This window comes from Stenotrophomonas maltophilia (assembly GCF_013464915.1).
Classification (GTDB): domain Bacteria; phylum Pseudomonadota; class Gammaproteobacteria; order Xanthomonadales; family Xanthomonadaceae; genus Stenotrophomonas; species Stenotrophomonas maltophilia_AT.
Genome location: NZ_RAVT01000066.1, coordinates 19,835 through 30,949 on the forward strand (window position 1 = coordinate 19,835; position 11,115 = coordinate 30,949).

Consider the following 11,115-nt stretch of genomic DNA (forward strand, 5'->3'; position numbering starts at 1 on the left):
TCCGGCGTCGACCAAGGATCACTTTCGGGTAGTGATCTGCATCTCCTTCCATTGGGAAAGTCAGATCGCGGCCCGGGGGGCGCCCGGGTCAATGGAACGTGTGCTTTCCCTCAACGCTTCAGTCGCGCCTGCATGGCGGGGAGCTTCCCGTGCTTCCGTCAGCATCATCCTGAGCCTGTTGCCACTCACGTCCATGTGGCCCGCGTGTGCGAGGACCCGGCCCAGCAGCTGCTCGTTCGCCAGTTCCCTTGCCCGGCTTCCCAGTGATGCGTGGCGGTCCAGAAGAGCCACGCAGATGAAGGCACCACGCTTCCGGATGGAACTTCCGCAGCGGACGCTGACCGAGATCTGCCCGGCCTCGCATTTCAATAGAAGCGAGACCGCATCGACCACGAGTCGATAGGCAGCAAGCTGCAGGCCGACCCCGAGCGCGCAGGGGTCACCCGTCAACCTCGGCTGGCCGATTCGATGCGTTGCATTCCATGCCTCGCGCACCCCACCTGCCTGCAACGCCACGTACAGGCCCAGTTGTTCCAGGGCGGCGGGATAGATCATGCTGGCCTGGGCCCGGAACAGGCGTGAATGCACCTCCGAGGTATGCCGCAGGCTGTCGGCCACGGCGTGATGACCCTGGGCATGCAGCCAGTTCACCATCTCGTTCAGGGACAGGTCCATGCCATCTCCCAGCTGGCGCAGGTGTGCCGCCCGCTCACGCAGGTCCATCTCGCTGGCCAGGTGCGAGTTGCGGGCAAGCTGAAGGGCCGCTTTGCCATCTTCCTCGCGCAACCGGTGCTGGCTCTGGAAGTGGGTGATGCGCGCGCCCAGCAGCAGCAGGGCGATGCTGGCGACGGCCATGGCCTGCTGGGTGGCGAAAGTGGCCGGGTCGAATGCCGTCGGATGGTCGGCCGGGGCGCTCAGGCCAAGGATCATGTTCACGGCGGCAACACCGATGGCCGCACCGCGCCATCCCAGCAGGCAGGTCAGGGCGATCGCGGGAATAGGCAGGATCAGCAACAGCTGCAGCGAACCAGGGGCTGTGATCGAGGAAGGTACCGGCGTCGCCTGCAGGCCAATGACCAGCATGGCTCCGAGTGCTGCGACCGTGGCCGCAACAGCGCGGGCCGCCCATTTTTCCTCGGCGCGGCGGATCCACAGCAGTGCCAGGGGCGCCAGGATCAGGATGCCGGTGAAGTCGCCCAGCGCATAGCGCAGCACGTTGGTGAGAAATGTCTCTTCATGCAACGGTTCCCAGATCAGGTACGAGATCCCCAGGTTGAGCAGGCTGATGACCGTCGCGGCGCATACCGCAATGGAGATCACGCCGACGACCGTGGTACGCGCCAGCAGCTTCCGGTGCAGGCGCACGATCAGCATCACGGCAGGCATCAGGAACACCGAGGCGAGGATCACCCAGGTCAGGTTGTACTTGCTGATCAGGGGGATGCGCAGATGCGCGAAGTAGGCGTATTCACCGATCAGCAGGTAGGGCCAAAGACGGGGCGGGCACAGCAGCAGTGCGGCCACCCTTACGCCAGCAGGCAGGAAGAACTGGTCCAGTGACAGCTTGCGCGCGCCCCAGCAGGCGAAGGCATAGAGCAGCGCCAGCGCCAGCCCCTCGGGGCTGATCCGTATCCTTACCTGCAGGCCGTCCTTCCACCACCGCATCCACGTGCTCCCCAGCTCCTGCGACGATTATGTGGCTGGGAAGGCTCCCGCTACCACAACGCATCCCGCAGCTTGTACCACGACATCGCCGCCACCAGCAGGGGCGTGCGCAGCAACCGGCCGCCGGGGAAGGGCGCATGACGCAGGCGCTGGAACACGTCCAGGCGCTCGCTCTGCCCGGCGATGGCAGCGGCGATCACCTCGCCAGCCAGCCCGGCGGCGGCCACGCCATGCCCCGAGAACCCCTGCGCGAAGTACAGGTTGCCGTCCAGCCGGCCCCAGTGCGGGGCGCGGTTGCGGGTGATGTCCACGTAGCCACCCCAGACCTGCTCCAGCGATACGTCGGCCAGTTGCGGGAAGACCTGGTGCATGCGCCGCTGCATCACCCCGCGCAGGCCCGGCGGGGGCAGTGCCGAGTAGCTGGCGCGGCCGCCGAACAGCAGGCGGTGGTCGTGGCTGAGGCGGAAGTAGTCCAGTGCCCAGGCGGTGTCGGCCACGGCCATGTTGTTGCCGATCAGGGCGCGCGCACGTTCGGCGCCCAGTGGCTCACTGGCACCGATGTAGGTGCCCACCGGCATGATCCGCCGCTCCAGCTCGGGCAGCAGTCCCTGCAGCCAGGCATTGCCGGCCACCACCAGGTGCGCGGCGCGCACGCTGCCCTGCGCCGTGTGCAGCGCGGGTTGGGAGCCACGCTGGATGCGCACCACGGGCGAATCCTCGTGGATGACCACCCCGGCCGCACGCGCTGCAGCGGCCAGGCCGCGTGCATACGCCAGCGGGTGCAGGTGTGCGCTGAGCGGATCGAACATCGCGGCTCGGTAGCGCGGGCTGTCCAGCTGCGCGTGCAGGGCATCACGGCTCCACCACTGCATGGGGTAGTCGTAATGGCGTTGCAGGTGCTCGCAGTTGGCCTGCAGGTCACGCTCGTGGCGTTCACGGATGGCGACGCTGGCGTGGCCTTCAACCCAATGGCAGTCGATGCGGTGGCGATCGATGCGGGTGCGCATCGCCTGCACCGCCTCGCGCGACCAGTCGAACAGGTGGCGTGCATCGTCGCGACCCAGCTGCCGCTCCAGTTCGTCCACCTCGCAGCCGTAGCCGACCAGTGCCTGGCCGCCATTGCGGCCGGAGGCCCCCCAGCCGATCCGCTGCGCTTCCAGCAGCACCACGCGCTGGCCGCGCGCGGCCAGTTCCAGGGCCGCAGTGAGGCCGGTATAACCGGCGCCGAGCACCGCGACATCGGCGTGCACATCACCCTGCAACGGAGGCAGTGCGGGCGGCTCGGGCAGGCTGGCCGCGTACCAGCTGGGTGGGAAGGCGGCGCTCACTGCTGGCCTCGCGGGCGCAGGGCGGCAGGACGGAGCGGGGCAGGTCGATCAGCGTTCACCCACGTAGTTTCGCCGATGCGCGACGGCCGTGGCGTGACGGCGACGACTTGCCGCATTCGCCGGGCGACGGGTAACGTGTCGGCACGCCAAGGAGTTTTCCCATGCGTCGCCTGCCCTGGGTGGGCCTGCCCACCGACAGCACCGTGCTCGGCCACCATCGTTTCGCCGTGGTCGGCGAGAAGTACGTGCGCGCGCTGGTGGAGGCGGCCGGAGCAACCCCGGTGGCGCTGCCCAGCCTGCAGCCGCCGTTGCCCGCGGCGGATTGGTTGCGCGGGCTCGATGGCCTGCTGTTGACCGGCGCGATCAGCAACATCGAACCGCAGCACTACGACGGCGGCCGCAGTTGGCCGGGGAACGCGCATGACCCGGCCCGTGATGCCAACGCCTTCGCGCTGCTGCGCGAAGCGCTGGCGTTGGACCTGCCGATGCTGGCGATCTGTCGCGGCTTCCAGGAGCTGAACGTTGCGCTGGGTGGCACGCTGCATCCGCAGGTGCACGCGGCACCGGGTCTGTCGGATCATCGTGAAGACCCGCAGGCGCCGGTCGAGGTGCAGTATGGGCCGGCCCATGCGGTCGCGCTGGCGGCGGATGGCTGGCTGGCGCAGTGGCAGGGCGGTGATCGCGCACAGGTCAATTCGGTGCACGGGCAGGGCATCGATCGACTGGCACACGGGCTGCAGGTCGAGGCCGTGGCCGATGATGGACTGGTCGAGGCGGCGCGCAGCCCACGCCATCGTTTCGTGCTCGGCGTACAGTGGCACCCGGAGTGGCGTGTCATGGATTCGCCGTTCTATCACGCTATTTTCCGTGCGTTCGGCCAAGCTTGCCGGCAGCACCAACAGAACCGACTGGATTCCCGATGAGTTCCCGAACGCGCCCGCGCAAGACGGCTACGCCCCCCGCACCGCAGGAAAGCAGCCTGCTGCGCTGGCTGAAGGAGCGACGCATCACCGAGGTCGAATGCCTGGTGCCGGATATCACCGGCAACGCGCGCGGCAAGATCATTCCCGCCGACAAGTTCTCGCACGACTACGGTACGCGGCTGCCCGAAGGCATCTTCGCCACCACCGTCACCGGCGAGTTCCCTGATGACTACTACGAGCTGACCTCGCCGTCGGACTCGGACATGATGCTGCGCCCCGATCCGGACACGGTGCGCATGGTGCCGTGGGCGGCCGACGCCACCGCGCAGGTCATCCACGATTGCTACACCAAGAACGGTGAGCCGCACGAACTGGCGCCGCGCAACGTGCTGCGCCGCGTGCTGGCCGGGTATGCCGAACTGGGCCTGCGCCCGGTGGTGGCGCCGGAGCTGGAGTTCTTCCTGGTGCAGAAGAACACCGACCCGGATTTCCCGCTGCTGCCGCCGGCCGGCCGCTCCGGGCGCCCGGAGACGGCGCGACAATCGTACTCGATCGATGCGGTCAACGAGTTCGACCCGATCCTCGACCTGATGTACGACTACGCCGACGCGATGAAGCTGGACGTGGACACGCTGATCCATGAGTCCGGCGCGGCGCAGCTGGAGGTCAATTTCACCCACGCCGATGCAATGGACCTGGCCGACCAGGTGTTCCTGTTCAAGCGCACCATGCGCGAGGCGGCGATGCGCCACGGCGTGTACGCCACGTTCCTGGCCAAGCCGATGGAGAACGAGCCGGGCAGTGCCATGCACATCCACCAGAGCCTGGTGCGGGTGAGCGACGGCAGCAATGTGTTCGCTGGCGATACCGATGCTGAAGGCGAGTTCAGCCCGGTGTTCGGCCACTACCTGGGCGGCCTGCAGAAGTACGCGCCGCAGGCGATGGCGTTCTTCGCGCCGAACGTGAATTCCTACCGCCGGCTGGTGTTCGGCGAAGTCTCGCCGAGCAACGTGCACTGGGGCTTCGACAACCGCACCTGCGGCCTGCGCGTGCCGCTGGACACGCCGGAAAACATGCGTGTTGAGAGCCGTTTCGCCGGCTCCGACGCCAACCCGTACCTGGCGATGGCCGCGACCCTGGCCTGTGGCCTGCTCGGTATCCGTGAGCGGCTGGCACCGGACGCGCCCGTCACCGGCAGTGCCAAGGAACTGGGCTACAACCTGCCGCGCTCGCTGGGCGAAGCGCTGGATGGGCTGGAGCAGTGCAGCGAGCTGCAGGCCCTGCTGGGCGAGCGCTTCTGCCGGGCCTACATCTCGGTGAAGCGCAAGGAATACGAGACCTTTTTCCGTGTCATCAGCTCGTGGGAGCGCGAGTTCCTGCTGCTGAACGTCTGAGCATCTGGAATAGAAAAATCCGCCGCCGGGGGGTAGGCTGGCAACCGTCGCCGGTCCCGCCGGCCCCCCTTCCCGCATTCTGGAGCACCCGATGAAGCTGCGTATCCTCACGCTCGGCCTGGCCTCCGCCATGCTTGCCGCCTGTGGCGGTGGCAACGGCGGCGCGCAGGACAGCCAGGTCCTGAACGTCTACAACTACAGCGATTACATCGCCGAGGACACCATCCCGACCTTCGAGAAGGAGAGCGGCATCAAGGTGACCTACGATGTGTTCGACAGCGATGAGATGGTCGAGACCAAGCTGCTGGCCGGCAACAGCGGCTACGACGTGGTGGTGCCGACCCTGAACTTCTTCGGCCGCCAGATCCAGGCCGGTGTGTTCCTGCCGCTGGACAAGAGCAAGATCCCGAACCTGGCCAATCTCGATCCGGCGGTGATGAAGCGCATCGCCACCCAGGATCCGGGCAACCAGTACGGCGTGCCGTACATGATCGGCACCACCGGCATCGGCTACAACGTGGAGATGCTGAAGCAGCGTTTCGGTGGCAGCACCGACATCGCCAACAGCTGGGACCTGGTGTTCAAGCCTGAGAACATCAGCAAGATGAAGGACTGCGGCGTGACCATCCTGGACACGCCGGCGGACATGATCCCGATCGCGCTGCATTACCTGGGCCTGGACCCGCACAGCGGCGACCCGGCCGAGCTGCAGAAGGCGGCCGACCTGCTGAAGTCGATCCGCCCGTACGTGCAGAACTTCCATTCCTCGCAGTACGTGGGTTCACTGGCCAACGGCGGTACCTGCCTGGTGGTCGGCTGGTCGGGTGACATCATCCAGGCCCGCGACCGTGCCGAGGAAGCCAGCAATGGCGTGCACGTGGCCTATTCGATCCCGAAGGAAGGCGCACCGCAGTGGTTCGACATGCTGGCGATCCCGAAGGACGCCAAGCATCCGGAAGCCGCGTACGCGTTCATCAACTACCTGCTGCAGCCGAAGGTTGCCGCGGCCAACACCAACTTCATCCATTACGCCAACCCGGTGCCGACCGCGACCCCGCTGGTGGATGAGGCGATCCGTACCGACCCGACCATCTACCCGCCGGCCGACGTGGCCGAGAAGATGTTCACCTATTCGATCAACACGCCGGAAACCGACAAGCTCTACACCCGGTTGTGGACCGAGGTGAAGACCGGGCGTTGACGTCCCAGGAGGGGGCCGTGCCCCCTCCGCAGCGGCGCCAGGCCGGGCCTGGCGACTGCCCCGCAGCACCTGGGGGCGGTTCCTGGCCATTGCCGTGAATCCCCGGCTGCCTTGGGTTGGGAGCCGATGGCGGGTACTTCCGCCCGTCGCCGTCATATCCCCTGCGGCCCCCGGCCGTTAGAATGGCGGCCGCTGTCCACCGCCCGCTCCCGGAGCCCCCATGCCCGTTGAAGCCCAGCCGGTAGCCGCCGTCGTCGACACGACCGGTGCGCCCGGCTATCTCTCCATTCGTGACCTGCGCAAGGAATTCGACGGTTTCGTCGCCGTCGACGACGTCAATCTGGACGTGCGCAAGGGCGAGATCTTTGCCCTGCTCGGTGGCTCCGGCAGTGGCAAATCGACCCTGCTGCGCTGCCTGGGCGGCTTCGAGACGCCCACCAAGGGCAGCATCACCCTCGATGGCCAGCGCCTGGACGCGCTGCCGCCTTATCAGCGGCCGGTCAACATGATGTTCCAGTCCTATGCCCTGTTCCCGCACATGACGGTCGAGCAGAACATCGCCTTCGGCCTGAAGCAGGACGGCCTGGGCAAGGACGCGATCAGCAAGCGTGTCGGCGAGATGCTGGACCTGGTGCAGATGGGCCACCTGGGCAAGCGCAAGCCGCACCAGCTGTCCGGCGGCCAGCAGCAGCGCGTGGCGCTGGCGCGGTCGCTGGCCAAGGGGCCCAAGCTGCTGCTGCTGGACGAGCCGATGGGCGCGCTGGACAAGAAGCTGCGCTCGCAGATGCAGCTGGAACTGGTCAGCATCATCGAATCGTCGGGCGTGACCTGCGTGATGGTCACCCACGACCAGGAAGAAGCGATGACCATGGCCACCCGCATCGCGGTGATGGATGCCGGCTGGATCCAGCAGGTCGGCAAGCCGGACGAGGTCTACGAGCAGCCGGCCAACCGCTTCGTCGCCGAGTTCATCGGTTCGGTCAACCTGTTCGACGGGGTGATCGACGAGGACCTGCCCGAGTACGTCACCGTGCGCTCGCCGCTGTTCCCGGCGCCGATCTACATCGCGCACGGCATCACCGGCTATGAAGGGCAGCCGGTCGCGTTCGCGCTGCGCCCGGAGAAGGTGATGATCGGCAAGGACGAGCCGGAAGGGCACACCAACAAGGCCCAGGGCGTGATCGAGGACATCGCCTACTTCGGCAGCCACTCGGTCTACCACGTGCGCCTGCCCAGCGGCGCCAAGGTGCTGGCCAACTTCGCCAATTCGCAGCGCTGGGCCAGTGATGGCCTGACCTGGGGTGACAGCGTGTGGGTGCACTGGCGCGACAACGACGGCGTGGTGCTGACCTCATGAGCACGGCCGGCCTGAAGCGCTGGCTGCCGGGGCTGCGTGCCACGGTGATCGGCATTCCGTACCTGTGGCTGCTGCTGTTCTTCGCAGTGCCGTTCCTGATCGTGCTGATGATCAGCTTCTCGCTCAGCCGGGTCGGCTCGCCGCCGTATACCTGGCTGCTGCAGTACGTGGACGGCGGCTTCTCGCTGAAGCTGAACCTGGAAAACTACCTGGCGCTGTTCCGCGATTCGATCTATGCGCAGGCCTTCCTGAGCTCGATCAAGATCGCGGCGATCTCCACCTTCCTGACCCTGCTGATCGGCTACCCGATGGCCTATGCCATCGCCCGCCTGTCACCGGCCGCGCGCAACGTGGCGATGATGCTGGTGGTGCTGCCGTCGTGGACCTCGTTCCTGATCCGCGTGTATGCATGGAAGGCGATCCTGGACCGCAACGGCCTGCTCGACCAGTTCCTGCAGTTCACCGGCCTGCAATCGCTGATGACCAGTCTGGGCCTGCCCAAGCTGCAGCTGATCGATACCCCGACCGCCGCCTACATCGGCATCGTCTACTGCTACCTGCCGTTCATGGTGCTGCCGCTGTACGCCAACCTGGTCAAGCATGACCACCGCCTGCTGGAAGCTGCCTACGACCTCGGTGCCAAGCCGTGGCAGGCGTTCCTGCGCATCACCCTGCCATTGTCGAAGGCGGGCATCATCGCCGGCTGCATGCTGGTGATGATTCCGGCCATTGGTGAATTCGTGATTCCGGAAATGCTGGGTGGCTCGGAAACGTTGATGGTCGGCCGCCAGCTGTGGAATGAATTCTTCAACAACCGCAACTGGCCGGGTGCCTCGGCGATGGCGGTGGCGATGATCCTGTTGCTGCTGGTGCCGATCCTGCTGTTCAACCGTTCCCAGCAGCGCCTGCTGGAAGGGAAGCAGGCATGAGCCCGCGTAGCGCCAAGGGCCTCGGGCTGGGCGTGCTGCTGCTCGGCTTCGCCTTCCTGTACCTGCCGATTCTGTTGTTGATGTTCTATTCGTTCAACAGCTCTCGGCTGGCGATGGTCTGGGCCGGGTTCTCCACCCGCGCCTACAGTGACCTGTTCGCCGACCGCGCGCTGATGGACGCGATGTGGACCAGCCTGGTGGTGGCGTTCTGGACCGCCTGTACCGCCACCGTGCTGGGCACGCTGGCGGCAATGGTGATGACGCGCTTCAAGCGCTTCCGTGGCAAGCCGCTGTTCGGCGCGCTGGTAACCGCACCGCTGGTGATGCCGGATGTGATCCTCGGCTTCTCGCTGATGGCGCTGCTGGCCTCGATGGGCGCGATTCCCGGCTTCCCGGCACGCGGCCTGACCACCATCTGGATCGCCCACGTCACCTTCACCCTGTGCTTCGTCACCGTGGTGGTCTCCTCGCGCCTGCAGGAAATGGATCTGTCGCTGGAAGAAGCGGCGATGGACCTGGGCGCCAGCCGGCTGACCGTGTTCGGCCGCATTACCCTGCCGATCATCGCGCCGGCGCTGGTGGCGGGCTGGCTGCTGGCCTTCACCCTGTCGCTGGATGACGTGGTGGTGGCGAGCTTTGTCGCCACGCCGGGCTCGACCACGCTGCCGATGAAGGTGTTCGCTTCGGTGCGCATGGGCATCAGCCCGAAGATCAACGCGTTGGCCACGCTGCTGGTGTCGGCGGTGTCGATCGCCGCGGTGATCGGCTGGTACATCAATGCGCGTGCCGAGAAGCGGCGCCAGCGCGACCTGCAGCTGGCGCGCCAGGACAACGGCTGAGCATAGGTCCATCGGCAGCGCCGGCAACATCCGGCTCACGGCCGGCGGCGCACAATGGGGGTCTTCCAGAAGGAGATCCCCCATGACCGTCGAGATCGTCGACCCGGCCACCGGACAGGTGACCTACCGCCATGAATTGATGGGCGCTGCAGACATCGAACAGCGCCTGCAGGCCGCTGCCGATGCATTTCCGGGCTGGGCCGATCGCTCGCTGCAGGAGCGGGGCGCGATCCTGCGCCAGATCGCCGCGCAGCTGCGCACGCGCCGCGACGATCTGCAGCAGGCGATGACCCACGAGATGGGCAAGCTCAAGGCCGAGGCGCTGGCCGAGGTCGACAAGTGCGCCGCCGCCTGCGAGTACTACGCCGACCATGCTGCCGACTACCTCAAGCCGCAGCTGATCGATACCGAAGCGCAGCGCAGCTATGTGCGCTACGAGCCGATCGGCTGCGTGTTCGCGGTGATGCCGTGGAATTTCCCGATCTGGCAGGTGTTCCGCTTCCTCGCCCCGGCGTTCATGGCCGGCAACGTGGCCCTGCTGAAACACGCCAGCAACGTACCGCAGTGTGCCGACCTGATCCTGGCCGTGTGCCGTGACGGCGGACTGCCCGACGGTGTGTTCGACGTGCTGCACATCGACAACGACCAGGCCGCCGACGTGCTGCGCGACGCACGGGTGAAGGCGGTGACGCTGACCGGCAGCGAGCGGGCAGGGCGTTCGATCGCCTCCAATGCCGGCAGCCAGTTGAAGAAGTCGGTGATGGAGCTGGGCGGCAGTGATGCCTTCGTGGTGCTCGACGATGCCGACCTCGACAAGACCGTGGCGGCGGCGGTGAAGTCGCGCTTCGACAACAGCGGGCAGACCTGCATCGCGGCCAAGCGCTTCATCGTGGTCGATGCGGTGGCCGATGAATTCACCCGCCGCTTCGTTGAAGCGGCGGCCGAGCGCCAGTACGGCGATCCCGATGAGCGGGGCACCACGCTGGCGCCAATGGCGCGCGCCGACCTGCGTGACGAACTGCACAAGCAGGTGCAGGCCAGCGTGGCCAAGGGCGCCCGCGTGCTGATCGGCGGCGAGCCGATTGCCGGCACCCATGCCGGCTATCCGGCCACCGTGCTCGACCAGGTGGGTCCTGGCATGCCGGCCTACGACGAGGAGCTGTTCGGGCCGGTTGCCGCGGTGATCCGGGTGAAGGATGAGGCCGAGGCACTGCGCGTGGCCAACGACACGCGGTTCGGCCTGGGCGGCAGCGTGTGGACGCGTGATCCGGTGCGCGGCGAAGGCTTTGCCCAGCGCATGGAATGTGGTGCGGCGTTCGTCAACGCCATCGTCAAGAGCGACGCGCGGCTGCCGTTCGGTGGCAGCAAGCAGTCCGGCTTCGGCCGCGAACTGGCCGACCACGGCATCCATGAGTTCATGAACATCAAGACTGTCTACGTGGCCTGATTCCGAACGGCAGTGCCGGCCGCKGGCCGGCA

The 11,115-nt window shown here is 66.8% G+C and carries 9 protein-coding genes; 7 read left to right on the forward strand and 2 right to left on the reverse strand.

The features are described 5' to 3' along the window. Window positions 1-60: 60 nt before the first annotated feature. Window positions 61-1,665 carry an MASE1 domain-containing protein gene (locus D7T59_RS19685; protein ID WP_180852749.1) on the reverse strand — a complete coding sequence of 535 codons (1,605 nt, stop codon included), beginning with the start codon at window positions 1,663-1,665 and terminating at the stop codon, window positions 61-63. Window positions 1,666-1,715: 50 nt separating this feature from the next. Then, window positions 1,716-2,993 carry an NAD(P)/FAD-dependent oxidoreductase gene (locus D7T59_RS19690; RefSeq protein WP_180852750.1) on the reverse strand — a complete coding sequence of 426 codons (1,278 nt, stop codon included), beginning with the start codon at window positions 2,991-2,993 and terminating at the stop codon, window positions 1,716-1,718. Window positions 2,994-3,154: 161 nt separating this feature from the next. Here D7T59_RS19690 and D7T59_RS19695 point away from each other — a divergent pair, with 161 nt between their 5' ends. The 7 genes from D7T59_RS19695 (at window position 3,155) to D7T59_RS19725 (ending at window position 11,083) form a co-directional block, all read left to right on the forward strand. Continuing rightward, complete coding sequence (locus tag D7T59_RS19695) at window positions 3,155-3,916, forward strand: gamma-glutamyl-gamma-aminobutyrate hydrolase family protein (RefSeq protein ID WP_180852751.1); 762 nt, start codon at window positions 3,155-3,157, stop codon at window positions 3,914-3,916. Beyond that, window positions 3,913-5,310: a glutamine synthetase family protein gene (locus D7T59_RS19700; protein ID WP_106550349.1), complete on the forward strand. Its 1,398-nt coding sequence runs from the start codon at window positions 3,913-3,915 to the stop codon at window positions 5,308-5,310. Before D7T59_RS19695 ends, D7T59_RS19700 begins: the two co-directional genes overlap by 4 nt. Window positions 5,311-5,401: 91 nt before the next feature. Further along, window positions 5,402-6,511 carry a polyamine ABC transporter substrate-binding protein gene (locus D7T59_RS19705; RefSeq protein ID WP_071228406.1) on the forward strand — a complete coding sequence of 370 codons (1,110 nt, stop codon included), beginning with the start codon at window positions 5,402-5,404 and terminating at the stop codon, window positions 6,509-6,511. 220 nt (window positions 6,512-6,731) lie between these two features. Next, complete coding sequence (locus D7T59_RS19710; protein ID WP_010486163.1) at window positions 6,732-7,868, forward strand: ABC transporter ATP-binding protein; 1,137 nt, start codon at window positions 6,732-6,734, stop codon at window positions 7,866-7,868. Continuing rightward, window positions 7,865-8,797, forward strand: coding sequence for an ABC transporter permease subunit (locus D7T59_RS19715; protein ID WP_049431291.1), 933 nt, complete (start codon window positions 7,865-7,867; stop codon window positions 8,795-8,797). The genes D7T59_RS19710 and D7T59_RS19715 overlap by 4 nt, the downstream gene beginning before the upstream one ends. Continuing rightward, entirely contained in the window at window positions 8,794-9,636 is an 843-nt protein-coding gene (locus D7T59_RS19720) for an ABC transporter permease subunit (protein ID WP_008267688.1), read from the forward strand. Before D7T59_RS19715 ends, D7T59_RS19720 begins: the two co-directional genes overlap by 4 nt. Before the next feature lie 82 nt (window positions 9,637-9,718). Beyond that, window positions 9,719-11,083 (forward strand): NAD-dependent succinate-semialdehyde dehydrogenase, encoded by a 1,365-nt coding sequence (locus D7T59_RS19725; RefSeq protein WP_180852752.1) that lies wholly within the window; start codon window positions 9,719-9,721, stop codon window positions 11,081-11,083. Window positions 11,084-11,115 lie beyond the last annotated feature (32 nt).

Coding starts and splice junctions, on each gene's coding strand:
- D7T59_RS19700 (WP_106550349.1), top strand. CDS start 3,913: ATGAGTTCCCGAACGCGCCCGCGCAAGACGGCTACGCCCCCCGCACCG.
- D7T59_RS19685 (WP_180852749.1), bottom strand. CDS start 1,665: ATGCGGTGGTGGAAGGACGGCCTGCAGGTAAGGATACGGATCAGCCCC.
- D7T59_RS19695 (WP_180852751.1), top strand. CDS start 3,155: ATGCGTCGCCTGCCCTGGGTGGGCCTGCCCACCGACAGCACCGTGCTC.
- D7T59_RS19715 (WP_049431291.1), top strand. CDS start 7,865: ATGAGCACGGCCGGCCTGAAGCGCTGGCTGCCGGGGCTGCGTGCCACG.
- D7T59_RS19720 (WP_008267688.1), top strand. CDS start 8,794: ATGAGCCCGCGTAGCGCCAAGGGCCTCGGGCTGGGCGTGCTGCTGCTC.
- D7T59_RS19710 (WP_010486163.1), top strand. CDS start 6,732: ATGCCCGTTGAAGCCCAGCCGGTAGCCGCCGTCGTCGACACGACCGGT.
- D7T59_RS19705 (WP_071228406.1), top strand. CDS start 5,402: ATGAAGCTGCGTATCCTCACGCTCGGCCTGGCCTCCGCCATGCTTGCC.
- D7T59_RS19725 (WP_180852752.1), top strand. CDS start 9,719: ATGACCGTCGAGATCGTCGACCCGGCCACCGGACAGGTGACCTACCGC.